The sequence below is a fragment of the Mesorhizobium sp. genome, assembly GCF_004962925.1.
GTDB lineage: Bacteria > Pseudomonadota > Alphaproteobacteria > Rhizobiales > Rhizobiaceae > Mesorhizobium.
Map to the genome: position 1 here is coordinate 3,095 of NZ_SUEO01000060.1, position 25,758 is coordinate 28,852.

Consider the following 25,758-nt stretch of genomic DNA (forward strand, 5'->3'; position numbering starts at 1 on the left):
TGGCCAGCTCCGAGTTTCCCCGCGCGGTCAGCGACAGGATGCGCCGACGCCGGTCGTCCGGGTCGGCACGTAGGTCGATCAGGCCCATGGCGGCGAATTTTCTAAGGATTCGCGTGACATAGGCCGGGTCCAGCCGGAGTTCGCCGGCAATCGAGGACGCCGCCGGCCCGAGATCGAGATGGAACGCTCGCGCAAGAAAACCTGCCTCGCCGCTCGGGTTGGCAGCGCCGGTGCCCGCCCGGTGACCCAGTTCGAACAGCACCCGCGCCTCGGTTAGCGTGTAGGTGCTCTGCATCAAGGTCTCGTCGAGCAGCCCGATCAAGCTGGTGTAAAACCTGTTGAAATGGCGGATTTCGGTGACCATGGCATTCCGCTCATACGGCATGTCGGGCTCCTTCTCAGGATTCTACACCGCAGGATCATCACTGCATTATTTGACTTAGTCAACCATTCCAAAAAAACACGGTCAATTATCCTGCAATGCAACCAGCCCTTGAATTAATTGAACGTTCGTTTTATTATCACCTCTCGATGAGGTGATCATGGCGCGCACGACCGGCTCCGACGGGGAAAAGACCGAAGCAGCCGTCCGCGAGGCGGCGGTCAACCTGATCGCACGTCTCGGCTACGAGGCGATGTCGATGCGCCAGCTGGCCGCCGAGGTCGGCGTGCAGGCGGCCGCGCTCTATCGCTATTTCCCGACCAAGGAAGACCTCTTGTTCACGCTGATGCGTGAGCACATGGAAGGGCTGATCGAGGCGTGGGACGCGGCGCGCCCCGCCGCGACCGATCCGGCGACGCGGCTTGCCGCCTATGTCGAAAACCACATCGCCTTCCACATCGAGCGGCGCCACTCCACCCATGTCTCGAACATGGAATTGCGTAGCCTGTCGCATGACCGCCTGACGCAGATCCTGCGCATGCGCACGGCCTATGAAAAGGAGCTGCGCGCCATTCTGCGCGACGGCGCAGAAGCCGGCGTCTTCAACGTCGAAGACACAGGGCTGACGGCCATGGCGCTGATCCAGATGATGACCGGCGTCATCGTCTGGTTCCGGCCAGGCGAGCGGCTATCGATCTCGGAGGTAACCGCCACATATCTTTCAATGACGATGCGCCTGGTTGGGGCAACCCATGGCGCGACTACGACCTACGGCGCCGTGCGCGCCTTCGGACGCGCAAAGGACGCTGTAGCACTTTGATTTTGCGCATTGGAATCGAATTCGATTTCGGGGCCATGCGCCGGGAGAAACGGCATGTACACGCACACACTCAACTTCGGGCTTGACGAAGACATCGAGGCACTGCGCGACCTGGTGCGGCGCTTCGCCCAAGAAAAGATCGCGCCGATCGCCGCCGAGATCGACCGCTCGAATGAATTTCCGGCGCATCTGTGGCGCGAATTCGGAGCCCTCGGCCTGCTCGGTATCACCGCCGATCCGGGTTTCGGCGGCACCGGCATGGGCTATCTCGCCCATGTGGTCGCGATGGAGGAGATTTCGCGTGCCTCGGCCTCGGTCGGCCTCTCCTACGGCGCCCATTCCAACCTCTGCGTCAACCAGATCAATCGCTGGGCGACACAGGCGCAGAAGGAGAAATATCTCCCCGCTTTGTGCACCGGCGAAAAGGTCGGCGCGCTGGCAATGTCGGAATCCGGCGCCGGCTCCGATGTCGTGTCGCTCAAGCTACTCGCCGAAAAGCGCAACGACCGCTACGTGCTCAACGGCACCAAGATGTGGATCACCAATGGCCCGGACGCCGAAACGCTGGTCGTCTACGCCAAGACCGATCCGGCACTCCATTCGCGCGGCATCACCGCCTTCATCGTCGAAAAGTCGATGACCGGCTTTTCCGTGGCGCAAAAGCTCGACAAGCTCGGCATGCGCGGCTCGAACACCGGCGAACTGGTTTTTTCGGATGTCGAGGTGCCGTTCGACAATGTGCTGCATGAGGAAGGGCGCGGCGTCGAAGTGCTGATGTCGGGCCTCGATTACGAGCGCACTGTGCTCGCCGGCGGCCCGATCGGGCTGATGGCGGCGTGCCTCGATGTGGCGGTCCCCTATGTGCACGAACGCAAACAGTTCGGCCAGCCGATCGGCGAGTTCCAGCTGGTGCAAGGCAAGCTCGCCGACATGTATACGACGATGAACGCCGCACGCGCCTACGTCTATGCCGTCGCCGCTGCCTGCGACCGCGGCCAGACGAGCCGCAAGGACGCCGCCGCATGCGTGCTATTCGCCGCCGAGAAGGCGACACAGATGGCGCTCGACGCCATCCAGCTGCTGGGCGGCAACGGCTACATCAACGACTATCCGACCGGCCGGCTGTTACGCGACGCCAAGCTCTACGAGATCGGCGCCGGCACCAGCGAAATCCGCCGCTGGCTCATCGGGCGGGAAATCATGGCGGAGGGGTCTAGTGCGCGCCGCTTGTGACCTTCGTGGAGCTTTCGTCGACGCGCTTGCGGGCCGCTTCGGCGAGCGTGTCCGATACCCATTGGTTGATCGATTTGCCGTCGCTGGCGGCTGCCTTACCCAGCAAGGCATGGATTTCCGGCGTCGTGCGCAAGGCAAGCTTGCCGGAATAAGGCTTCTGCGGATCGACGCCACGCTCCTTGCAAAAAGCAAGATAGTCATCGACGCTGTCGTGGAACGATTTCACCAATTCCTCGGCTGTCACGGCCTCGAAAGTAACGATGTCACGAATGCCAAGGATGCGGCCATGGAACACCATGTCTTGGTCATCGAATTCGATCGATCCCGCATATCCCTTGTACAGTTTCATGGCCTTATTCCAACATTCGTCAAAAACTCTCTGATGTCCCTGATTGCCCACCGCTTGGCGTCAGGCGATGGATGCGGCCGATGCAGGAACAATGTCTGGCCGGATATGGTGAACCGGACCCGTGAGCCGCTGCCTTCCGAAACTTCAGCTCCAAGCGCCATCAGCAATGCCTCCACATCCCGCCATTTGATCGAAGCACTGACCGGATTCGCAAATACCTTGTCCAGCGTCTGCCTATGCGCGGCTTTCATACTTTTCGCCCTCCCCAAATCGAATACCTTAAAAGTCGGCTCCTCTCGGGTTAGGGCGAGAGCCCAAAGTGATACTAAAATATGATATCATATGAGGTTCGTCAATGCCTGTGCTCACCTCGCAGATCTCGCCCGCCTCCGACACCTTCCGCGCCAATGCCGAGCGCATGCGGGCGCTGGTCGCCGACATTGTGGAAAAGGCGGCAGCCGTCGAGCGCGGCGGCACGGAGGAAGCGCGCGAGCGCCATCGGAGCCGCGGCAAGCTTTTGCCGCGCGAGCGTCTCGCCCAACTGCTCGACACCGGCTCGCCATTCCTTGAAATCGGCCAGTTCGCGGCATGGTCAATGTATGGCGAAGACATCTCATCGGCCGGCATCATTGCCGGCATCGGCCGTGTCGAAGGCACGGAAGTCATGGTCGTCGTCAACGACGCCACGGTGAAGGGCGGCACCTACTATCCGCTGACGGTGAAGAAGCATCTGCGCGCCCAGGAAATCGCGCTGCAAAACAAACTACCTTGCGTCTATCTGGTCGACAGCGGCGGCGCCAACCTACCCAACCAGGACGAGGTGTTTCCGGACCGCGACCATTTCGGCCGCATCTTCTACAACCAGGCCAATATGTCGGCCGCCGGCATTCCGCAGATCGCATGCGTCATGGGTTCGTGCACGGCGGGCGGCGCTTATGTGCCAGCGATGTCGGACGAGACGATCATGGTGCGCAACCAGGCGACCATCTTCCTCGGCGGCCCGCCGCTGGTGAAGGCTGCCACCGGCGAGGATGTCAGCGCGGAGGAACTGGGTGGCGCCGATGTGCACACGCGGCTTTCCGGCGTTGCCGACCACTATGCGCTGGACGACGAGCATGCGCTGGCGATCGCACGCCGCATCGTCAAAAACCTGAATCGAAAGAAGGAGATCGGGCTGGCACTTCGCGATCCGATTCCGCCGCTTCATGCAGCCGATGAGCTCTACGGCATCGTGCCGACCGATCTGCGCCAGCCCTATGACGTGCGCGAAGTGATCGCGCGCATCGTTGACGGCTCCGACTTCGACGAGTTCAAGCAGAATTACGGCACCACGCTGGTCACCGGTTTTGCCCATCTTCAGGGCATGCCGATCGGCGTCATCGCCAACAACGGCGTGCTGTTCTCCGAAAGCGCGTTGAAGGGCGCGCATTTCATCGAGCTGTGCTGCCAGCGCAAGATCCCGCTGATCTTCCTGCAAAACATCACCGGCTTCATGGTGGGGCGAAAATACGAGGCGGGCGGCATCGCCAAGGATGGTGCCAAGCTGGTGATGGCCGTCGCCACGGCCCGCGTGCCGAAGGTGACCATGATCATCGGCGGCTCGTTCGGCGCCGGCAATTACGGTATGTGTGGACGCGCCTATTCGCCGCGTTTTCTTTGGATGTGGCCTAATGCCCGCATTTCGGTGATGGGCGGCGAGCAGGCCGCCACCGTGCTGGCCGTCGTCAAGCGCGAAGGAATCGAGCGCAAAGGCGGGGAATGGAGCGCAGAGGAGGAGGCAAAATTCAAGAAGCCGATCCTGATGAAATACGAGCATGAGGGCCACCCGCTCTATTCGTCAGCCCGCCTCTGGGACGACGGCATAATCGATCCGGCCAAGACGCGCGAGGTGCTGGCGCTCAGCCTATCCGCGGCGCTCAACGCCGAGATCGAGGAGACAAAGTTCGGCGTGTTCAGGATGTGAGATGAGCGAAAACAATCAGAGGATTCGCGTTCATATCGGTGACATCACCAAGCTGGCGGTCGATGCCATCGTCAACGCTGCCAACACGTCACTTCTGGGTGACGGTGGCGTCGACGGCGCCATTCACCGAGCGGCCGGCCCTGAACTTCTGGCGGAATGCCGAACACTTAATGGCTGCAAGGTCGGCGACGCCAAGCTCGCCAAGGGCTACAGGCTGCCGGCACGCTTCATCATCCACACGGTCGGACCGGTCTGGCAAGGCGGCGGCAAAGGCGAAGCCGAGTTGTTGGCCTCCTGCTATCGCCGGTCGCTCGAACTCGCCGCCGCCAAGGATTGCCGGACGGTGGCATTTCCGGCGATCTCGACCGGTGTCTACCGCTATCCAAAGGACCAGGCGACGCAGATCGCCGTTGGCACCGTGAGTGCCTTCGTCGGCCAGAACGCGGTTCCGGAAACTGTCGTCTTCTGCTGCTTCGACCAGCAAACGGCGGAACTGTACCAGCAAGCGTTGTTGCTTGGCGGAGCGTGACCGGTACAGGTAAGAAATCCATCCATAGTCTTCAGACTTATTTTCATTCACCGATCTGGCCAGACGAAAGAATCGCGGCTATTGCTCATTGCAAATACCAATGGGGATTGGGCGAAGATGAGACTGCCGATTTTCCATAAAACAACTGCGCCTGTACTTGCGGCGTTGCTTATATTAGCGGCGCCTGGCGTTGGCACAGCCGAATCGCTGGCGGGAAGCAAGGGCGACAGCCGCTACCCTGTGTATTTCGCACCCGGCTCAACGGGAGGCTGTCAGAAGTCATACAAGGCCTATGTGGCGACTGGCAGCCATTCCGCCTATGCGTCGACCCCGTTCAATTGGGCGACCGAGTTCATGGTTTGCGCGCGTGCGAATGCATCGTCGCAAAAGGCTGCAGAGACGCTGGCGCTGAAGGACTGCCAATCCGCCCAGAAGCAATACAAGGTCAAGACGGCGGGAGCCTGCGGCATCGCCGCCTCCAAGTAGTAATGCCTGTTGGCTCAGTTCATTCCAAGGGGGAAAAATGAGACCGAGATACGTCCAGAGAATAATTACATCGATACTTGCAGGATTTCTTATTCTCACGGCACCTGGCATCGGAGCGGCGGAATCGCTGGCGGGAAGCAAAGGCGACACCCGTTTCCACCCGTTTTTGCCGCGGAACCCGAAGGACCCGTGTACCAAGGCTTACAACGCCTATGTAGCGGCGAGCGGCCATTCAGCCTATGCGACCACCCCATACATGCGGGTGACTTCGTTGTACATCATCTGCGGCTCGCGCTTGAATGCACCGTCACAGAAAGCTGCCGAAGAGCTGGCATTGAAATCCTGTCAGGCCACCCGCAACAGTTACAGGGTCACGACAGGCGGGGGTTGCGAGATCGCGACCTCCAAGTAAGCAGGCCTCGCTTACCGACACTTTGACAATGGCCGGACTGCAAAGCAGGGTGTTGCCACAGCGTTAAGGAGCATTTGCGCCGTTGGCGGCAAGTTCTGGCTTTGGAGGTCCCATGTTCGCCAAAATCCTGATCGCCAACCGCGGTGAGATCGCCTGCCGGGTGATTCGCACCGCGCGCAGGATGGGCGTACGCACCGTCGCCGTCTATTCCGACGCCGACGCCAGGGCCTTGCATGTCGAGATGGCCGACGAGGCGGTGCATATCGGCCCCTCCCCGGTCGGCGAAAGCTATCTGCGCGGCGACAAGATCATCGCCGCGGCTTTGGCCACCGGCGCGGAAGCCATCCATCCGGGCTACGGCTTCCTCTCGGAAAACCCTGACTTCGTCGATCAGGTGACGGCAGCGGGGCTCGTCTTCATCGGCCCGTCGGCCGCCTCGATCCGCGCCATGGGGCTGAAGGACGCGGCCAAGCGGCTGATGGAGAAGGCCGGCGTGCCTGTCGTGCCGGGCTATCACGGCGAGGCGCAGGAGATCGTGCTGCTTGCCTCCAAAGCACGCGAGATCGGCTATCCCGTGCTGATCAAGGCCCGCGCCGGCGGCGGTGGCAAGGGCATGCGACGCGTGGAACATCCCGACGATTTTTCCGAGGCGCTGTCGGGTGCGCGGCGCGAGGCCAAGGCCGCTTTCGGCGACGACCGCGTGCTGGTCGAGAAATATATCAACAAGCCACGCCACATCGAGGTCCAGGTGTTCGGCGATATCTTCGGCAATGTCGTGCATCTCTACGAGCGCGACTGCTCGGCGCAGCGCCGCCACCAGAAGGTGATCGAGGAGGCCCCCGCCCCCGGCATGACATCGGCATTGCGCAAGGCGATGACGGAGGCGGCGGTGAAGGCCGCCAAGGCGATCAACTATTCCGGCGCCGGCACGATCGAGTTCATCGTCGACGCCTCGCAAGGCCTGAAGGCCGACCGCTTCTGGTTCATGGAAATGAACACCCGCCTGCAGGTCGAGCACCCCGTCACCGAAATGGTCACCGGCACCGATCTGGTCGAATGGCAGTTGCGGGTGGCGTCCGGCGAAAAGCTGCCGAAGACGCAGAGCGAGATCACGCTTTCCGGTCACGCCTTCGAGGCGCGCATCTATGCCGAGGACGCGGCAAAGGGTTTTTTGCCGGCGACGGGCATACTGCATCACCTGAAATTTCCCAATACCGCGCCCGAGGGCGCCAGCATGCGGATCGAGACCAGCGTGCGGGCCGGCGATGCTATCTCGCCCTTCTACGACCCGATGATTGCCAAGCTCGTCGTGCACGGCAAGAACAGGCAGGCGGCGCTCGAAGCCCTGGGCATAGCCCTTGCGCAGACCGAGATCGCCGGCTCGACCGTCAACACCGCCTTTCTCGCCGCACTTGCCACTGACGCGGATTTTTCAGCAGGCGATGTCGATACCGACCTGATCGGCAGGCATCAGCAAGCGCTGACTGCAGTCCCGCCGCCGAGCAGCGAGATCGTCGCCGCAGCCGCATTTGCGGCGGCCGGCGCGGGGGCTCAGGCGCCGACCAACGACCCGTGGTCATCGCTTGCCGGCTATGCGCATTTCCACACTGTTCCGCGGCGCACGCGATTGCGCTACGGCGAGGATGAGATCGTCGCGCTTGTGTCGGTGCTGCGGCAGGACGGGCGCTTCCAAGTGGCACTGGACGCACCTTATGACAGTGCCAATCCGCTTGATCTTCGCACTGCACCTCGCCTCGCCCGCTGGCCCGGCCACGTCACCGTGTTTGAAGGCGCCGTCGGTTACAGCTTCGCAATGCCGGACCCGCTGGCGAGGGCCGACGAGATCGCTGCCGGTTCAGACAGCCTGCGGGCGCCGATGCCGGGCCTGGTCAAGCTGGTGCGTGTAGCCAAGGGCGAGGTCGTCATCAAAGGCCAGCCGCTGCTGATCCTGGAAGCGATGAAGATGGAGCACACCATCGCTGCTACCCATGATGGGGTAATCGCCGAAATCGCGGCTGAGGGCGCGCAAGTCACCGACGGGACCGTGCTGGTGCGTTTTGCCGAGGAACCCAACGGCTGATCGCTGTTCCTTCACCCACAAGGCGACATCGAAGACACGCCCCACAAACGCACGCCCAAAATGAAAATGGCCGGATCTGACCCGGCCATCTCCGTTTACCGCGGGCGACGCCAGTTGTTACGGCTGGATCGGCGCGTATTTGCCGTCGTGCCACTGGTTGATGTCGTAGCTGACGTTCTTGAGGTCGCCCTTTTCGTCGAAAATGACTGAGCCGACGACGGTGCTGATCGGCTCGCCGTTCTTCAAAGCTTCGGCCACCTTGGCCGGGTCGTCGCTGCCGGCGCGCTTGATACCCTCGGCAAAGGCCTGGATCACAGCATAGGAGAACAGCGTGAAGCCCTCGGGCACGAAGCCGCCCGCCTTGATCTTTTCGACGGCTTCCTTGGCTTCGGGCTTCGCCTGCGGATCCGACGGGAAGACAAACATGGTGCCTTCGCCGGCCGGGCCGGCAACCTGCCAGAATTCCGGCGAGGCGATCGAGTCCGGCATGATCAGCTGGAACTTGACGCTCTGCTCCGCCGACTGGCGCAGGATGAGGCCGGCTTCGGGGTGGTAGCCGCCGAAATAGACCACATCTGCCTTCAGCTCCTTGAGCTTGGTGACAAGGGCGGAATAGTCCTTTTCGCCGGCGTTGATGCCTTCGTAGAGGATCTCGTTGAGACCGTTCTGGTTCATCGTGGCCTTGACGGCATCGGCCACGCCCTGACCATAGGCACTCTTGTCGTGCATGATGACGACGTTCTTGCCAGCATATTTCTTGGCGATCCAGGGACCGATGAAAGCGCCCTGTGCATCGTCGCGTGTATAGAGGCGCATGATCGTCGGCCAGCCGGCTTTCGCCGCCGCGTCGGTCAGCACCGGGTTCGACGAAGCCGGGCTCATCATCAGCATGCCGGCTTCGGCGTAGACGGCGGACGCCGGAATGCTCGAGCCCGAGCAAGCATGGCCATCGATGAACTTGACCCCGTTGGCGACGATGCGGTTGGCGACCGAAACCGCCTGCTTTGGATCGCACTGGTCATCCTCGATGTCGAGCTTGATCTGGCGGCCATCGACGCCGCCGGCCGCGTTGATCGCGTCGGCTGCGGCTTGCGCGCCGTGCTTGAACTGATCACCGATGGTGGCAAGCTGTCCGGTCATCGGTCCGACCACCGCAAAGGTGATGTCCTCGGCGAAGGCAATCGGCGCACTCATCATCAGGCCCAATATGGCCGCGCTCAAAATACCCAACTTTTTCATGGTGGTACAACTCCTCCACTCTCGCGCGGCCGCCCCGGCCGCGCCTCTTCCAGAGTGGGCGGGAGAATTTCACCCTTCGCCAAGCCTGTCTAGGCGCATTGGCAGCACTCGATTGGGCCTGCAACGTTTCTGTTTGACCATGATCTTTTTCCAAAACCCGGTTTCCACTTTTTGGGATCATGACCAGAAAACGCAAAAGCCGCGCCGGCCTTGTTCCGGCCGGTCGCGGCTTTGTCGATCGAACCATCCCCGAACGCTCCCGCGCCCGAAAACCGCATCGCCTTCCCTGTCGTCGCGCAGCTTGGCCGTATCCGGCTTGCTGCATTCTTGCCATTGTTGGTAAGACCGTCTTGCGCGGCCTTGTACTTGCCGGCCAGCCGTCTTGCGCGGCCTCGACCTGAAGCATCCCTGTCGGTGATCTCAGTGCCTGATAAACTCCGGGCCTGATGAACTCAGGACCAGCTTAGTGCATCGTCATCCATTCGCGGGCTTCGCGCAGCGCCCTGGCGATCTCGCCCTTCGACATGGCGGCCGACAATTCCGAGCGCAGTTCCGCGGCGCGGACCGAGCCCTTGATCGCAGCGATGTTGAACCATTTGTGGGCGGCGACGACATCGGTCTCGCAATCGCGGCCGGTCGCATACATCATGCCCAGTTCGAAAAGAATGTCGGCCTGGGCAGTTGCCCCCATGGCGCCGAAGCCGGCTTCAGGCATTTCAAAACGTGCCATTTCAATCCCCTGTTCTAGCCCCTGTCAGGCTCCCGTGAGCTGCCTCCTTCTGTCCCTTGGTATCTGTTGATAACCCTTGGGGGTGGCCGCTCTTTCGATGCTTTCGAGAATGAACCGGAGGCTTGAATCCGTCGTTAAGTGGCGTGCTTAATTTGGGGAAAACAAAGCTAAAACAAGAGGTAAACGCGGGAATTCGTTAAGGATGCAAAGCCAGCAATTTCGCCGGTTTGCACTAAATTTGACGAAAATTTGCGCGGCGCAAATCAAGACTCCGCTAACCACGGGAGACAAAGCCAGCATACCCGTCGTTTCATTTCTCGGCGACGAGACCGGTTCGGGCGGCCAGAAAATCCTGAAGTCTTCCGCAGCGGCACCGCTTTTGTTTCGCCGGGAGGTGGATTAGCTTACGTTTGCGTAAAGGGCAGACCGGCGGGTCGGAACATCCGCCCGGAAGCCCACAGGGAGGAAGACATGTTTCGCAAAATCAGCATGGCCCTTGCGGCCACATTGATCATGGCCGGAACGGCTTGGGCCGATCCGATCGAAGGCAACTGGAAAACGCAAGCCGGTTCGACTGCCGCCATTGCCGGCGGCGGCGGGGCATTTTCCATCACGCTCAAATCAGGCAAATTTGCCGGCAAGCGCATCGGTTCGTTCAAGGTGTCCGGCGCCAACAAATATTCGGGCACCATAACCGACCCGGAAACCGATAAGACCTATTCGGGCAAGGCATCGGTCTCGGGCGCTTCGCTCAAGATGAGCGGCTGCGTGCTCGGCGGGCTGATCTGCAAGAGCCAGACCTGGCACAAGCTCTGATCGTTTCCGCTGCCACACATTGAAAACGGGGCCGCGAAGGCCCCGTTTTTGCTTTCACCGTCTGTTTGGGACAATCCTTCGTCTTATCAGCAGCAAGATTTGGGTCAGCAGCAAGATCGGGGGGCGGCAGCAAGACTGCAGCGACGCTCGTGGCCGGTGGGCACTCAACACCCCGTCAATGAATTTGAACCGCAGATGAACGCCGGCATCAGAACCGGTTCAGTTGCATCAGGGCATTCTCATGCGTGTTGAAGGAGACACCACGCAATGCTCGCTCGCCGCTTCACCATCGTCTGCCTGCTGCTGAGCCTGTTCGGAATGTTCTTCGCCATCCTCGTCGCAGAGGCAGGCCGTCCGGCCCGCTCCTGGGACCAGGCCAATTCCTGCCGGTTCGGTTGCGTGAACCATTTTCGCCCCTGAACCGACAAAGACCTCGAGAGACAAAAGCAAAAGCCATGAACCGCATCGTCGCCAACGCCCTGAAAACCCTTCGGCTCCTGCCGCGGGCGGCGCTTATCCTGACCGTGCTTTCGGCGCCGGTTCTGGCCGTGCCCTCGATGCGCGCCGATGCCGGCTCGACGATCGAAGCGCCGGCGTTGAAGAAGAACGGCGTCGGCTTTGTGCTGTTGATCAGCCTGCGGCGTGGTTAGAGCCAATCGACCTTCATCGAAATCCCAATCGACCTTCATCGAAATCACTGAAAAAGAAAAAACAATGTTTTGGCCGCGTTCAAGGCGGCATACCCCCTCCCAACCGCATGGCCAAGTCTCTATATTGGGTCATGGAAAAGCGAATCTATCCCCAAGCCATAGACTCAGTCGTGATGCCGGAGCCGTTTGGCCAGCAGAGCTTCAATGATGCCGGAAAGGCCGTCGCGGCCTTGCAGGTCCTTTACGACCGCAACACCAAATTCCTGCGCGATTCGTTTACGACGCTCGCTGCAGGCGGCGACAACAACAAGCGCTACCGAGCCTTTTATCCCGAGGTCGGCGTCACCACGACTTCGTTCACTCAGATCGACTCGCGGCAGGCATACGGCCATATGCCGACGCCTGGGCATTTCTCGACCACCATCACCCAGCCTGCCCTTTTCGAACGCTATCTCACCGAACAGCTTAGCCTGATCATGCGCAATCACGGCGTTCCAGTCACGGTTTCGGAATCGACGACGCCCATCCCGCTGCATTTCGCGTTCCTGGAAGGCTCCCATGTCGACGGCACCGCAGCCGAGCGCATCAGGCGGCCGATCCGTGACCTGTTCGACGTGCCGGATCTCGACGGCACCGACGACCAGATTGCCAACGGCACGTTCGAAGTGGCGTTAGGCGAAGCCAGGCCACTGGCGGCGTTCACGGCGCAACGCATCGACTATTCGCTGCACCGGATGTCGCACTACACGGCGACCAGTCCCCAGCATTTCCAGAATTTCGTGCTGTTCACCAACTACCAGTTCTATATCGACGAGTTCGTCGCCCGTGCGCATGAGTTGATGGCGAAGGGCGGCGGCGGATATGTCGAATTCGTCGAGCCGGGAAACGTCGTCACCAAGGCTGGGCAAAACGCGCCTGGCGCTGGGGTGGCGCCGCCGCGCCTGCCGCAGATGCCGGCCTATCATCTGAAGAAGCCGAACCATGGCGGCATCACCATGGTCAATATCGGTGTCGGCCCCTCCAACGCCAAGACTATCACCGACCACATTGCGGTGCTCAGGCCGCATGCCTGGGTGATGCTCGGCCATTGCGCCGGCCTGCGCAACACCCAAGCGCTGGGCGACTATGTGCTGGCGCACGCCTATGTGCGGGAAGACCATGTTCTGGACGATGACCTTCCGGTCTGGGTGCCGATCCCGCCGCTGGCTGAAATCCAGGTGGCGCTGCAAGAGGCGGTCGCCGAAGTCACCGGCCTTTCCGGCTACGACCTCAAACGTATCATGCGCACCGGCACCGTCGCCACCATCGACAACCGCAACTGGGAGCTGCGCGACCAGCGTGGGCCGGTGCAGCGGCTGTCGCAGTCACGAGCGATCGCGCTCGACATGGAATCGGCGACGATCGCAGCCAATGGTTTCCGTTTCCGCGTGCCCTACGGCACCCTGCTTTGCGTCTCGGACAAGCCCCTGCATGGCGAATTGAAGCTGCCTGGCATGGCGACCGAATTCTACAAGCGGCAGGTGGCACAGCATTTGACCATCGGCATCAGGGCGATGGAAAAGCTGGCCGAGATGCCGATGGAACGGTTGCATTCGCGCAAGCTCAGAAGCTTTTCGGAAACGGCGTTCCAGTAGGACCGATCGGCTTCATCGGCCGGAGCATGGCCGTAGCATGATAACATCGCGGCAGGGCATTTCGTCATCTTGATTGGCTGCATTTCTGCCGATAAGCAAAGTAGATGGCACGCGTTCGAAACATGATGGCGTCGGTGGCATTCGTCGCAATGCTCGGCTGCTCAGTTGCGCTGGTGGCCGGGTTTTTCGGAACGCTGCATCCGGCCTTCGATTCCTTCGCCCATTTCCGCGTCCATCTTGCCGTGCTGATGGCGCTTTGCGCGCTGCCGCTGCTCGTGACTTCATTTCGCCTGCAGGCGGCCACAGCGCTGCTCTTTGCCGTGGCTGCCTTTGCCACCACGTCGAACGCGCTGCCCGTGCCCCGCCTGTGGCCGGTCCAGGCAGCCTACGAAGTTAACCCCGGTGACCAGACGGTCTACCCCGATGACCAGCCGGTCTATCGCCTGCTGCAGATGAACCTGCGGTTCAACAATCCGACGCCGAAGAAAGTGCTGTCGCTGATCGGCCGGACCAATCCGGACGTGATCGCTCTCGATGAAGTGTCGGAGATGTGGACGACCGAGCTTGGCTATATTGCCAGCGCCTACCCCTACCGGATCCTCTGCCCCTACCCCAATGGCGTGTTCGGCGTTGCGCTGCTGTCCAGACGACCGTTTGCCGCCGGTACGCAACCGCGCTGCGACAGGCGCGGTGCGATGGCCATCGCGACGGTCGATTTCGGCGGAACCGACGTCGACGTCGCCGCCATGCACCTCACCTGGCCATGGCCGCGCAACCAATCACGGCAGATCGGCGGATTGTCGGAGGAGCTCGCCTCACTTGGCGAGACGTCGATCCTGGCATGCGATTGCAACGCAGTGCCGTGGAGTGCCGCCGTCCGGCGCGTCGCAGATCTTGGCAAGCTGACAGTGGTGCCTTCGCCGGGGCCGACCTGGCTCTATATCAAGCTGCCGGATTTCCTGCGCTTCGCCGGATTGCCGATCGACCAGGTTTTCAGCAAGGGCGCGGTTCTCATCCATTCGGTGTCGAGGCTGGAAGGCACAGGCTCCGACCATCTTCCGGTGATGGTGGAATTCTCGCTTAGGCCGGAAGAGAAAAAGCCGGTCGACGAAGATGAAACCGCGACCGCTTCCGTGACACAGAACGGCAAGTTTCGAAGCTGAGCGCCTACTGCTTGCGCAGGGCACCAACGAGGTGCTCGACATGGCCGCCGTCGCGATGCTCGCGCGCGTCGAAGGCGTTCTGTTTCGCCTCGTATTCGGCATAGACGGCCTTGATCCGGCGCCTCGCCTCGCGGTGCGTCTTGCTGCACAACCAGTTGTCGGCGAACTCCAATCCAGTGATCGATTTCTCGGTGGCCCGCATCATTGTCCTGGCGATGCGGCCGTGGCTATGCTCGTGGGCACGAACGCCCGCGAAAAACCGCTTCCAGCGCTTCTGAAGCGCCGGCGTCGCGGCTGAGGCCATGCGGGGCAAGGTGTAGGTGAGATCGAGTGTCCCATTGGCCTGCCGCAGATGGCAGACGTCACCCTCCCTGCGAACCTCAAGGTCCCAATTTACGGTATAGGCGGTCAGCGCGATGGCGTGTGTCATGAAGCCGTGCCTCTTTGGACCCTTGCGGTCCATGGCCTCGATCAGGGCGGCGCCCGTGGTTCCTGATATGTCGTAGGTCCGGGTCTTGACCAGCACCTTCGTGTCAGCCGATGCCGATGGTGCCAAGCCGCACAAGGCGCCAATCGCTGCAAGGCACGTCAGGACCGCCACGCGCATGGTCATCTCTCCGGGTTAGAAAGGAAGGGAACCACAAGCGCCGCGCCGCTTCAACGTTTTTTAGAGGCCGCAAATGTAGCGGGCCTCACCGACTGACGGTCTAGACCGACGCGGCGATTCTGGCGGACTGCCGTTTGATAAGCTACATGTTCTGGTAGACAGGTCCCTCGCCACCTTGTGGCGGCACCCAGGTTATGTTTCGGTTCGGGTCCTTGATGTCGCAAGTCTTGCAGTGGACGCAGTTCTGCGCGTTGATGACGAAGCGCACGTCCTTCGCCTCGGGATCGGCGGCGGCGTTGCCATCCTTGTCGACCCATTCGTAGACGCTGGCCGGGCAGTAGCGTGTCGACGGCCCGGCATAGACATCGTGCTCGGAACGCTGCTGCAGATCCATATCCGCGACAAGCAGGTGGACGGGCTCGTTTTCCTCGTGGTTGGTGTTGGAGAGAAACACCGAGGACAGGCGGTCGAAGGTGAGCACGCCATCCGGCTTCGGATAGGCGATCTTCTTATGCTTGGCGGCCGGTTCCAGCGTCGCATAGTCAGCTTTGCCGTGCTTCAGCGTGCCGAAGGGCGAAAAGCCGAACAGCGTGTTCAGCCACATGTCGAGGCCGCCAATGCCAACGCCGACGACGGTGCCGAAGCGCGACCACAATGGCTTGACGTTGCGCACCTTCTTCAAATCCTTGCCGATGTCGGTCGCCCGCCATGCCGCCTCGTAAGAAGCCAGTTCGTCATTGCCTTGGCCGGCGCCGATCGCCTCGGCGACATGCTCGGCCGCCAGCATTCCGGAAAGCACGGCATTGTGCGAGCCCTTGATGCGCGGCACGTTGACGAAGCCGGCGGCACACCCGATCAGCGCGCCCCCGGGGAAGGACAGTTTCGGCACCGACTGCCAGCCGCCCTCGGTGATGGCGCGGGCGCCATAGCCCAGCCGCTTGCCGCCCTCGAATGTGCCCTTGATCGCCGGATGGGTCTTGAAGCGCTGGAACTCGTCGAACGGCGACAGATAGGGGTTCTTGTAGTTGAGGTGGACGACGAAGCCGACCGCCACCTGGTTGTCCTCCAGATGGTAGAGGAAGGAGCCGCCGCCGGTCTTCATGTCGAGCGGCCAGCCGAAGGAGTGCTGGACAAGGCCTGGCCGGTGGTTCTCCGGCTTGACCTGCCAGAGCTCCTTGAGGCCGATGCCATATTTGCCGGGCTCGCGGCCGTCGGAAAGATGGTATTTGGCGATCAGCTGCTTGGCCAGCGAGCCGCGCGCGCCCTCGCCAATCAGCACGTATTTACCCATCAGCGCCATGCCCGGCGCGAAGCCCGGGCCATGCGTGCCGTCCTTCTCGACGCCCATATCGCCGGTGACAACGCCGGTGACCGCGCCTTCGTCACTGTAAATAAGGTCCACGGCGGCAAAGCCCGGATAGATCTCGACGCCCAGCGCCTCGGCCTTGGTCGCCAGCCAGCGGCAGACATTGCCGAGTGAAACGATGTAGTTGCCGTGGTTGTTCATCAGCGGCGGCATCAGGATGTTGGGCAGACGGAACGAACCGGCGGGGCCGAGGACCAGGAAATGGTCTGCCGTGACCGGTGTCTTGAACGGATGCCCCTCTTCGTCACGCCAGCCCGGCAACAGCCGGTCGATGCCGATCGGATCGACGACGGCGCCGGACAGGATGTGGGCGCCGACTTCGCCGCCCTTTTCCAGGACGACGACGGAAAGCTCGGGATTGACCTGCTTGAGACGGATCGCGGCGGCGAGGCCGGCCGGACCGGCGCCGACGATGACCACGTCGAATTCCATGCTTTCGCGTTCGATATCGCTCATCAACCCCTCACTGCCCAGAGTGCCGCGCGCCCATTGGACGCGCAAAGGACACCCTGGCAACTTTTATTTTCGCATGATCCTTTCCAAAAAGTGATTTCACTTTTGGGGTCATGCGAGCGCATTTGCGCATCTTGCTGGCTTATCCGCTGCATAGCGCATCAATTCGCGACGCGAAACCGGCGCTGACGTGACAATGCCGATTTCGTCAAAAAGTCGCGCATCGTACTACAAAATCGCGATTTGGGGTCCACCCGAACATCGATCTGGGCCAAGCTCATTTCCAAGGAGAGCCGTCGCCCTCACGTTTTTAATTGTTCGACGGCTTGCTTATCGTCCATACTTCGCGCCATGCGCATATACGGGCCGACTGGCTTTTCATCGATGCGCTTTTTTTCCTCGCCCGGACGGATTTGCCGGGCGCTCGTTTTGGCCCTTTTGCCGCTGGCGCCCATTGGCGCCCATGCCGAGCCGCAAAGGGTCTGGGCGGCCGGAGCCTACTCCTTTTCCGACGAGCTCGGCGGCTTCCGCATCACCAGCGCCTCGGGCGTCGGGACAAAGGAGGACCCGCTTGTCATCACCGAAGAGCTCAATTCGGCAACGCCGGTGACACTGACTATCCGCACGACAAAGCCGATCCAGCCGTTCGGCACCGCGGGCCAATTTGCCAACGGCCTCATGTATATGCGCATCGACGTGCTCAACAACAGCGGCCAGGCCTGGGTCGAGTTCCAGTTCGAGCTCCAGGAGGTGCTCCACCGGCCGAGCGTGTTCGGCGACGGCCTGTCATTCGACCAGCGCAACAAGACGCCTGACAACATCTGGTCGAGCAGCTTTGCCGATTTCGATCGCGACTTCGAACCCTATGATCGGCTGCTGTTCAAGAGCGGCAAGATCGACCCGCTGAAGACAGCAAAATTCGATTACCTGATCACCGACTACACACCGCGCTGGACGTTCTATCTGGTGCAGGATCCCCGTATACCGTCGAGCTGAACTTGCAAATTCCTGCCGCGCGGCCGAATGTGAAGGCATGACTGCCGTTCCCCGAGACAACCGACCTGATATCGCCGACCTTTTGACCTTCTACGCCAGCGCGGGCGTCGATGAAGCGCTCGAAGACGAGCCGATGAACAGGTTTGCCGAGGCTGCGTCAAAGCCACCTGAGCGGGCGCCAGCGACGGTTACGCCGCCAACTGGTGAAAAAGGCGCCGCACTGCCACGCTCGACCAGCGTCTCACGCGCCGAAATGGGCGAAAGGCAAGCTGCGGCACCGGCGGTGCGCGCGCCGTCGGGCACAGCGACGGTGCCCGACGAAGCGCAAGCGGCATTGGCGCGCCAGTTGGCAATGACGGCCGCAACCCTGGACGAGCTTCGCCAGCACATGGCGGCGTTTGACGGCTGCAATCTCAAGTACACCGCCAAGAACCTGGTGTTCGCCGACGGCAATCCGAATGCCGCTGTCATGCTGGTCGGCGAGGCGCCCGGCCGCGACGAGGACATAGAGGGATTGCCGTTCGTCGGCCGCTCGGGCCGGCTGCTCGACCGGATGCTGGCTGCGATCGGCCTCGACCGCACATCGGCTTACATCGCCAATGTCATCCCCTGGCGGCCGCCGGGCAACCGCACGCCGACACCGCACGAGACCGAGATTTGCCGGCCGTTCATCGAACGGCAGATCGAGTTGGTCAATCCGAAGGTGCTGGTCAACCTGGGCGGCCCCTCGGCAAAGACCCTCCTCAACACCACCGAGGGCATCCTACGGCTACGCGGCAATTGGCGCGTCCACACGACCGCCTCCGGCATTGCCATTCCCGCCATGCCGACACTTCACCCGGCCTATCTCTTGAGAACCCCCGCGCACAAGAAGCTGGCGTGGCGGGATTTCCTTGAGGTGAAGGCGAAACTGCGGGCGCTGGGTTGACGCCATAACCTGCCAGGTAATTGAAATGCATCCGCTAGCGACCTAGTCATGCGCTCATGACAGCAACCCAGACCTCCGCCGGCAGCCTCATTCGCGAATGGCGCACGCGCCGGCGCATGAGCCAACTCGATCTCGCCATGGAAGCCGAAATCTCACAGCGGCATCTGAGCTTCGTGGAGAGCGGTCGCGCGGCACCTTCGCGCGACATGGTGCTGCATCTGGCCGAGCAGCTCTCGATCCCGCTGAGGCAGCGCAACCAGCTCCTGCTGGCCGCGGGTTTTGCCCCTAGCTTCACCGAGCGCTCGCTCACCGATGCCTCGCTGGCGCCGGCGATGGCGGCCGTCGAGATCGTGCTCAAGGGGCACGAACCCTTCCCAGCGCTCGCTGTCGACCGGCACTGGAACCTGGTGTCGGCGAATGCCGCCATCGGCCCGTTTCTGGCCAATGTCGCCGAGCCCTCCTTGCTGAAGCCCCCGGTCAACGTGCTGCGACTCAGCCTGCACCCGGGTGGCGTCGCGCCGCGCATCGTCAACCTCGCCGAATGGCGCGCGCATCTTCTCGACCGGCTGAAACACCAGAACGACGCCTCAGGCGACCCGGTCCTGGTCGAACTGGAACGCGAGCTTCGGACCTATCCGTCCGGCCTGAACGGCGCACGACCGGTGCCGGTCGAGCCGAACGCGATCGTGCACCCGCTGCGGCTTGCCCATGGCGATGCTGTGCTGTCGTTCATCAGCACGATCACCGTGTTCGGCACGCCGCTCGACGTGACGCTGTCGGAACTGGCGATCGAATCCTTTTTCCCTGCCGATGAGCAGACAAGGACGGTGCTGGTGCGATTGGCGAAGGATCGGGCCGAGCCGTTCTGATCATCCTTGCGGCGGGGTCGCCTGTCGGGTGCGCGCACGTTCGAGGCCAAGCTGGCGCTCGCGCCAGATGATAAAGATGCCGGCGGCAACGACGATCAGGCCGCCGATGAGCATATGAACCGTCGGGACGTCGCCGAAAGCAAGATAGCCGACGGCTATGCCGAGTATCATAGACGTGTACTCGAAGGGCGCCACGACCGAGGCCTCAGCATGGCGATAGGCTGCCGTCATCAGTATCTGAGCGACCCCGCCGCAAAAGCCTGACACAACCAGAAGGCCTGCCTGCATCGGTGTCAGCGCCTGCCAGCCGAACGGCAGCGAAAGCAACGCCAGGACGCTCGCCGTCACCGAAAACCACAGCACGATGGTTGCCGTCGGCTCGCTCTGGACGAGATTGCGCACCAGCAGCATGGCTACGGCCGAGATCGCGGCCGCGACCAGGGCGGCGATGACGCCGAGCACCTCCTGATCGCCGAGTGCTGCGCCCGAGCTCAGCAGGGTCAGTTCCGGCCATGAGATGACCAGCACGCCGACCAATCCGACCGCAACCGCGCTCCAGCGATAGACGCGGATCGCTTCGCCGAGGAAGATCGAACTGAACACCACCACCAGCAGCGGCTGTGCGTAGTTCAGCGTGATCGCCTCGGGCAGCGGCAGACGCGTCAGCGCGAAAAAACCGAGGCCCATGGCGCAGACGCCAACAACGCCGCGCGCAATGTGGTTGAGCGGGCGTTTGGTGGAAAATGCGGTGCCAAGCTTCCCCTGGAAGGCCAGGAAGATGATGATAGGAAAGATGGCGAAGAAGGAGCGGAAGAAGACGATCTGGCCCGCCGGTACGGTGCCCGCCGCCTTGATGCAGGACGACATGCCGACAAAGACCGCCACCGACACGATCTTGAGCATGATCCCGGTCAGCGTGTTGTGTCCGCCGGGATGATCTGTAGGGCTCACTTAGCAGTTGCTTCCTGGATCGCTGCCCAGATGCGCGCCGGCGTTGCCGGCATGTCGATGTGCCTGATGCCGTAGGCGCGATACAGCGCATCCGTCACCGCGTTGAGCGCGGCCGGCGTCGCTCCGATCGTGCCGGCCTCGCCGGCCCCCTTGATGCCGAGCGCATTGGTGGTCGATGGCACATTGCGGGTCTCGAAATGGAAGAACGGGAAATCGTCGGCGCGCGGCATGGCGTAATCCATGAAGCTCGCCGTCAACAGCTGCCCGTCCTCGTCATAGACCGTGTTCTCGGTCAGCGCCTGGCCGATGCCCTGGACGACGCCGCCATGCACTTGGCCAGCCAGCAGGATCGGGTTCACGGTGACGCCGAAATCGTCGACGATCGTATAGCGAACAATCTCCGTCGTGCCGGTGTCGGGATCGATCTCGACCTCGCAGATGTGGGTGCCGTTCGGATAGGTGCATTCGTCCTGCACGAACTCGCCAAAGCCTTTCAGATCGTCCGGGTTCTTGGCGGCCTTGGCGATGCTCGAAAAATCGATCGTGCGGTCGGTGCCGACGATTCGGGCGACGCCGTTGGACAATTCGATGTCGCCGGCCGAGGCTTCCAGTTCATCCGCGGCGATGCGCTTGATCTTGTTGGCCAGATCCTCACCCGCGCGAGAAGCTGATACACCGCCAAGAGGGATCGAGCGCGAGCCGCCAGTGCCGCCGCCGGCCTTCAGCTCGTCGGTGTCGCCTTGGCGGACCTGGATCTTGTCGATATCGAGATGAAGCTTTTCCGAGAGGAATTGCGCATAGGCGGTCGCATGTCCCTGCCCGTTGGTCTGGGTGCCGATCTTCAGCGTCACCGTGCCGTCGCCGTTCAGTTCGACAAAGGCCGGCTCAGAACCCGGAAAGGCGCAGGCCTCGATATAGGTCGCCATGCCGATGCCGCGGATTTTGCCGGCCGCCTTCGACTGCGCCAGCCGCTCCGGGAACGCCTGCCACTCCGCCTGTTCGATGGCGCGGTCCATGTGGCCTGCGAATTCGCCGGTGTCGTAGAGGCGGTCGGTCTGGGTGCGATAGGGAAACTGCTCAGGCCGAATGAAATTGCGCCGTCGGATTTCTTCAACGGGAAGGCTGAGATCATGGGCGCAGGCATCGACGAGCTTTTCCAGCAGGAATGCCGCTTCCGGCCGGCCGGCGCCGCGATAGGCATCGACCGGGCAGGTGTTGGTGTAGAGGCCGGTCACCGAAACATCGAGCGCCTGGATGTCGTAGACGCCGGTCGACATGGTGACGCCGATATAGGGGATGAACGGCCCGTATTGCGAGATATAGGCACCGATATTGGCGAGAAGATCGACCCTCATGCCGAGGAAGCGGCCATCCTTGTCCATCGCCATCTCGGCGGTCACGACATTGTCGCGGCCTTGCGCATCGGTGAGGAAATGCTCGGTGCGGTCGCCGGCCCATTTGACCGGGCGGCCAAGACGCTTGGCAGCCTCGAGCACCAGCGGATGCTCGCGATAGACGAAGCTTTTCGGTCCGAAGCCGCCGCCGACATCCGGCGTGATGACGCGCAGCTGGTTCTTCTTGATCTTGAACACGTCGGCCAGGATGTACTGCATCGAATGCACGCCCTGCGAGCCCGTGGTCAGCACGAAGCGGTTCTCTTGCGTGCTCCACTCGCCGATCGCCGAGCGCGGCTCCATGTAGTTGCAGACCAGCCGGTTGTTGATGAATTCGATGCGAGTGACATGCGCCGCCCCGGCGAATGCTGCCGCGGTCTTCGCCTTGTCGCCGATGTGATAGCTGAAGGCGCGGTTGGAGCCGAGTTCCGGCCAAACCAGCGGCGTGCCTTCGTCAAGCGCCGTGGCGGTGCCGGAGGCGGCATCCTCGCCCTCGTAATCGACCTCGATCAATTCGGCCGCGTCCTGCGCCAGCGCGCGGCTGTCGGCGACGACGAATGCGACGGCGTCGCCGACATAATTGACCCGGTCGCGGCAAAGGACCGGAATGTCGCGGGTCGGCGCCTTGGTGCCGTCCGGCTGCCTCTGCATGACGCCGGATTTCAGCTTGCCGAGATGAGCAAGATCCGCACCGGTCAGCACCAGATGGACGCCAGGTGCCGCCTTGGCCGCCTCGGTCGAACCGATGGTGAAGCTTGCCTTGGCCACCGGCGAGCGCAGGACGTAGCCGTGCAGGAGGCCGGCCGGCTGGATGTCGTCCGTATAGCGACCGAGACCTTTGAGGAAGGCCTGGTCCTCGCGACGCAGCACAGATGCGCCCATGCCGAATTTCGGTGTGACCACGGTCATGGATACCTCGCGATGATGTGGAGAACGAGTGCCTGAAATAGGCATTGCGCCAGTTTTGTCGAGTGACGGTTTCGTGTAAAGAGCGCGGGCTTCAAATTTTTAGACCAGCGGACCCACTTGCCGCTGCGGGAATCGACAGGAAACCCCACCGAATGCGCACTGACACCGGCCAGGTCTTCAAGCTCGAAGACTATCGCCCCAACGACTATCTCATTCCGGAAACCAGCCTGACTTTCCGCCTGTCGCCAGAAGCCACGCGCGTCACCGCCGAACTGACGGTCGAACGCCGCGACGGCGTGGCGGCGTCAGTGCCACTGGTGCTGGATGGCGATGGCCTGACGCTCAGCCGCATCGCAATCGACGGCCGGACACTCGCGCCGATGGATTTTTTTGCCACGCCCGATCAGCTGACGATCACCACGCCGCCCGCAGCACCCCGCTTCCAGCTCCTGATCGAAACCGAGCTAGCGCCGGCACATAACGAAGCCCTGATGGGCCTCTATCGCTCCAGCAACGTCTATTGCACGCAATGCGAGGCCGAGGGCTTTCGCCGCATCACTTATTTTCTCGACCGCCCCGATATCCTGTCCGTCTATACGGTGCGCATCGAGGCGCGGCACCACGAGGCGCCACTGCTTCTTTCCAACGGCAATCCGGCGGGAAGCGGCGAACTTGCCGACGGCTGGCACTATGCGGTTTGGCACGACCCCTTCCCCAAGCCGTCCTATCTATTCGCACTGGTGGCGGGCGCGCTCGGCAAAGTCGCAGACAGCTTCATCACGCTATCCGGTCGCAAGGTCGATCTCGGCATCTATGTCGAGCCGGGCAAGGAGCGGCTCGCCGGCTACGCCATGGACGCCCTGAAGCGGTCGATGAAATGGGACGAGGAGGCGTTCGGCCGCGAATACGACCTCGACGTTTTCAACATCGTCGCGGTGTCCGACTTCAATATGGGCGCGATGGAGAACAAGGGCCTCAACATCTTCAACGACAAATATGTGCTGGCCGACCAGGAGACCGCCACGGATGCCGATTTCGCCAATATCGAGGCGATCATCGCGCACGAGTATTTCCACAATTGGACTGGCAACAGAATCACTTGCCGCGACTGGTTCCAGCTTTGCCTGAAGGAAGGGCTGACGGTTTTTCGCGATCACGAATTCTCGGCCGACCAACGCTCGCGAGCGGTAAAACGCATTGCCGAAGTGCGCACGCTCAGGGCGCATCAGTTTCCCGAAGACCAGGGGCCGCTGGCGCATCCGGTGCGGCCGCGCCGCTACCGCGAGATCAACAATTTCTACACGGCGACGGTCTACGAAAAGGGCTCGGAAGTGGTGCGCATGATCCGCACCATTCTCGGCGCCGATACGTTCCGGGCCGGCATGGACCTTTATTTCCAGCGCCATGACGGCGAGGCTGCGACGATCGAGGACTTCATCAAGGTGTTCGAGGATGTGTCCGGCCGCGACCTGTCGCAATTTTCGCTCTGGTACCATCAGGCGGGCACGCCCAATCTGACGATCAGTTCGACGCACAATGCGGCAGCCCAGGAATTCACGCTCGAGATCGAGCAGTCGGTGCCGCCGACGCCGTCCGAAAGCCGCAAGCGGCTGATGCACATTCCGCTGGCCTTCAGCCTGGTCGGCGCCGATGGCAAAGCGATAGCCTATAACGGCGTCGAGGGAGCTTCCGTCGAGGACGGCGTTATCCACATCCGCAAGCGCCGGCACATGGTGCGCTTCTCGGGCGTTGCCGAGCGCCCGGCCATGTCGCTCAACCGCGGCTTCTCGGCGCCGGTGACGCTTTCCGTCGAGCAGAAGGCCGACGATCAGTTCTTCCTTGCCGGCCATGACGACGATACCTTCTCGCGCTGGCAGGCGTTCAACACGCTTTTGACCGACTCCCTGATATCCGCCTTCCGCCAGGTCCTTGGCGGCAAGCGGCCCAATTTCGCATCACGGTTGACCGATCTTGCCGGCAAGATCGCCGGCGACGAGACACTTGAGCCAGCCTATCGGGCGCTGGCTCTGGCGCTTCCGAGCGAAGCCGATATCGCCCGTGACATCGGCAAGAACATCGACCCCGATGCCATCCTCTCGGCCCGCGAGGCGCTGACGGCCGCGATCACCGAGACCAACAGCGAGATATTCTCCCGCCTCTACGATCGACTGGCCGACAAGGACGCTTTCAGTCCGGATGCGGCGAGCGCCGGGCGGCGGGCGCTGCGCAACATCCTGCTCGACTATCTCTCGCTGCTGCCGGGAAGCGCGGCGCTTGTGGCCCGGCATTTCCAGTCCGCGACCAATATGACGGACCGCGCCGCTGCATTGACGGTACTTGCGCTCCGCCACAGCGGTTCGCCCGAGGCGGTCAAGGCACTGGCCGACTTCGAAGCGAAATATGCGACAGATCCTCTGGTGATGGACAAATGGTTCCAGATCCAGGCCAGCGTGCCCGGCCCGCAAACCATCCATGCGGTGCGCGCCCTGACCGGCCACCCGGCCTTCTCGATGGCCAACCCGAACCGGGTGCGCTCGCTCGTCGGCACGTTTTCCAGCGCCAACCAGACCGGCTTCCATCGCGCCGACGGCGAAGGTTACCGGTTTTTCGTCGAAACGGTCCTGCAGGTCGAAAGGCGCAACCCCCAGTTGGCTGCCAGGCTGGCGACGGCACTCAGATCATGGCGCTCGCTCGAACCTGCCCGGCAGGCCAAGGCAAGGGAAGCGCTGCTATCGATCGCCAATGCCGAGAACCTGTCGGCCGATTTGCGCGACATCGTCGAGCGCACGCTGGCGTGAT

The 25,758-nt window shown here is 62.1% G+C and carries 25 protein-coding genes; 16 read left to right on the forward strand and 9 right to left on the reverse strand.

Translation table 11 applies throughout. The annotated features are described in order from the left end of the window. Nucleotides 1-385 (reverse strand): MarR family transcriptional regulator (locus E5W87_RS14380; RefSeq protein ID WP_292398251.1); only part of this gene is annotated, 385 nt, incomplete at its 3' end. 157 nt (nt 386-542) lie between these two features. Here E5W87_RS14380 and E5W87_RS14385 point away from each other — a divergent pair. Further along, nucleotides 543-1,202: a TetR/AcrR family transcriptional regulator gene (locus E5W87_RS14385; protein ID WP_292398252.1), complete on the forward strand. Its 660-nt coding sequence runs from the start codon at nt 543-545 to the stop codon at nt 1,200-1,202. A gap of 54 nt (nt 1,203-1,256) precedes the next feature. Continuing rightward, entirely contained in the window at nt 1,257-2,435 is a 1,179-nt protein-coding gene (locus E5W87_RS14390) for an isovaleryl-CoA dehydrogenase (RefSeq protein WP_292398253.1), read from the forward strand. Here the strand turns inward: E5W87_RS14390 and E5W87_RS14395 are convergent. Then, on the reverse strand, nt 2,416-2,784 hold the full coding sequence (locus E5W87_RS14395) for a type II toxin-antitoxin system HicB family antitoxin (RefSeq protein WP_292398254.1): 369 nt from the start codon (nt 2,782-2,784) through the stop codon (nt 2,416-2,418). The two genes, E5W87_RS14390 and E5W87_RS14395, sit on opposite strands and share 20 nt — an antisense overlap. Next, entirely contained in the window at nt 2,781-3,035 is a 255-nt protein-coding gene (locus tag E5W87_RS14400; RefSeq protein WP_292398257.1) for a type II toxin-antitoxin system HicA family toxin, read from the reverse strand. The genes E5W87_RS14395 and E5W87_RS14400 overlap by 4 nt, the downstream gene beginning before the upstream one ends. Before the next feature lie 104 nt (nt 3,036-3,139). Here E5W87_RS14400 and E5W87_RS14405 point away from each other — a divergent pair, with 104 nt between their 5' ends. From E5W87_RS14405 to E5W87_RS14425, 4 genes are all read left to right on the forward strand, one after another. Beyond that, nucleotides 3,140-4,747: a carboxyl transferase domain-containing protein gene (locus E5W87_RS14405; RefSeq protein ID WP_292398260.1), complete on the forward strand. Its 1,608-nt coding sequence runs from the start codon at nt 3,140-3,142 to the stop codon at nt 4,745-4,747. Nucleotide 4,748: 1 nt separating this feature from the next. After that, nucleotides 4,749-5,276, forward strand: a complete 528-nt coding sequence (locus E5W87_RS14410) for an O-acetyl-ADP-ribose deacetylase (RefSeq protein WP_292398262.1) — start codon at nt 4,749-4,751, stop codon at nt 5,274-5,276. Nucleotides 5,277-5,357: 81 nt separating this feature from the next. Then, nucleotides 5,358-5,762 (forward strand): hypothetical protein, encoded by a 405-nt coding sequence (locus tag E5W87_RS14415; RefSeq protein ID WP_292398264.1) that lies wholly within the window; start codon nt 5,358-5,360, stop codon nt 5,760-5,762. Nucleotides 5,763-6,286: 524 nt separating this feature from the next. After that, nucleotides 6,287-8,254, forward strand: coding sequence for an acetyl/propionyl/methylcrotonyl-CoA carboxylase subunit alpha (locus tag E5W87_RS14425; protein ID WP_292398268.1), 1,968 nt, complete (start codon nt 6,287-6,289; stop codon nt 8,252-8,254). Between the two features lie 117 nt (nt 8,255-8,371). Here E5W87_RS14425 and E5W87_RS14430 read toward each other — a convergent pair whose 3' ends face one another. Together E5W87_RS14430 and E5W87_RS14435 are read right to left on the reverse strand one after the other, a co-directional pair. Continuing rightward, nucleotides 8,372-9,493, reverse strand: a complete 1,122-nt coding sequence (locus E5W87_RS14430) for an ABC transporter substrate-binding protein (protein ID WP_292398270.1) — start codon at nt 9,491-9,493, stop codon at nt 8,372-8,374. A gap of 463 nt (nt 9,494-9,956) precedes the next feature. Further along, nucleotides 9,957-10,223: a sel1 repeat family protein gene (locus E5W87_RS14435; RefSeq protein WP_292398272.1), complete on the reverse strand. Its 267-nt coding sequence runs from the start codon at nt 10,221-10,223 to the stop codon at nt 9,957-9,959. Nucleotides 10,224-10,425: 202 nt separating this feature from the next. Between E5W87_RS14435 and E5W87_RS14440 the strand changes: the two genes are divergently transcribed. The 6 genes from E5W87_RS14440 (at nt 10,426) to E5W87_RS14465 (ending at nt 14,486) form a co-directional block, all read left to right on the forward strand. Then, on the forward strand, nt 10,426-10,626 hold the full coding sequence (locus E5W87_RS14440) for a hypothetical protein (RefSeq protein WP_292398274.1): 201 nt from the start codon (nt 10,426-10,428) through the stop codon (nt 10,624-10,626). 68 nt (nt 10,627-10,694) lie between these two features. Next, a complete protein-coding gene (locus E5W87_RS14445; protein WP_292398276.1) occupies nt 10,695-11,039 on the forward strand; it encodes a DUF2147 domain-containing protein in 345 nt (114 codons plus the stop codon). 267 nt (nt 11,040-11,306) lie between these two features. Continuing rightward, on the forward strand, nt 11,307-11,459 hold the full coding sequence (locus tag E5W87_RS14450) for a hypothetical protein (RefSeq protein WP_292398279.1): 153 nt from the start codon (nt 11,307-11,309) through the stop codon (nt 11,457-11,459). A gap of 35 nt (nt 11,460-11,494) precedes the next feature. Further along, a complete protein-coding gene (locus E5W87_RS14455) occupies nt 11,495-11,689 on the forward strand; it encodes a hypothetical protein (RefSeq protein WP_292398281.1) in 195 nt (64 codons plus the stop codon). Nucleotides 11,690-11,862: 173 nt separating this feature from the next. Next, a complete protein-coding gene (locus E5W87_RS14460; protein WP_292398283.1) occupies nt 11,863-13,323 on the forward strand; it encodes an AMP nucleosidase in 1,461 nt (486 codons plus the stop codon). Between the two features lie 104 nt (nt 13,324-13,427). Beyond that, a complete protein-coding gene (locus E5W87_RS14465) occupies nt 13,428-14,486 on the forward strand; it encodes an endonuclease/exonuclease/phosphatase family protein (RefSeq protein WP_292398285.1) in 1,059 nt (352 codons plus the stop codon). A 4-nt stretch (nt 14,487-14,490) separates the two neighbouring features. Here E5W87_RS14465 and E5W87_RS14470 read toward each other — a convergent pair whose 3' ends face one another. Continuing rightward, on the reverse strand, nt 14,491-15,093 hold the full coding sequence (locus E5W87_RS14470; RefSeq protein ID WP_292398288.1) for a DUF922 domain-containing protein: 603 nt from the start codon (nt 15,091-15,093) through the stop codon (nt 14,491-14,493). Between the two features lie 142 nt (nt 15,094-15,235). After that, a complete protein-coding gene (locus tag E5W87_RS14475) occupies nt 15,236-16,915 on the reverse strand; it encodes an electron transfer flavoprotein-ubiquinone oxidoreductase (RefSeq protein ID WP_292398291.1) in 1,680 nt (559 codons plus the stop codon). Between the two features lie 348 nt (nt 16,916-17,263). Here E5W87_RS14475 and E5W87_RS14480 point away from each other — a divergent pair, with 348 nt between their 5' ends. From E5W87_RS14480 to E5W87_RS14490, 3 genes are read left to right on the forward strand one after another with little or no spacing between them, the layout of a single operon-like run. After that, nucleotides 17,264-17,908 carry a hypothetical protein gene (locus tag E5W87_RS14480; protein ID WP_292398293.1) on the forward strand — a complete coding sequence of 215 codons (645 nt, stop codon included), beginning with the start codon at nt 17,264-17,266 and terminating at the stop codon, nt 17,906-17,908. Nucleotides 17,909-17,945: 37 nt separating this feature from the next. Further along, nucleotides 17,946-18,836: a uracil-DNA glycosylase gene (locus E5W87_RS14485; RefSeq protein ID WP_292398296.1), complete on the forward strand. Its 891-nt coding sequence runs from the start codon at nt 17,946-17,948 to the stop codon at nt 18,834-18,836. Nucleotides 18,837-18,892: 56 nt separating this feature from the next. Next, nucleotides 18,893-19,705, forward strand: coding sequence for a helix-turn-helix transcriptional regulator (locus E5W87_RS14490; protein ID WP_292398299.1), 813 nt, complete (start codon nt 18,893-18,895; stop codon nt 19,703-19,705). Here E5W87_RS14490 and E5W87_RS14495 read toward each other — a convergent pair whose 3' ends face one another. Both E5W87_RS14495 and E5W87_RS14500 read right to left on the reverse strand, forming a co-directional pair. Then, nucleotides 19,706-20,608 (reverse strand): DMT family transporter, encoded by a 903-nt coding sequence (locus E5W87_RS14495; protein WP_095486565.1) that lies wholly within the window; start codon nt 20,606-20,608, stop codon nt 19,706-19,708. A gap of 44 nt (nt 20,609-20,652) precedes the next feature. Then, complete coding sequence (locus E5W87_RS14500; RefSeq protein WP_292398302.1) at nt 20,653-22,959, reverse strand: xanthine dehydrogenase family protein molybdopterin-binding subunit; 2,307 nt, start codon at nt 22,957-22,959, stop codon at nt 20,653-20,655. 152 nt (nt 22,960-23,111) lie between these two features. Between E5W87_RS14500 and pepN the strand changes: the two genes are divergently transcribed. After that, a complete protein-coding gene (gene pepN, locus E5W87_RS14505; RefSeq protein WP_292398305.1) occupies nt 23,112-25,757 on the forward strand; it encodes an aminopeptidase N in 2,646 nt (881 codons plus the stop codon). Nucleotide 25,758: the final 1 nt, after the last annotated feature.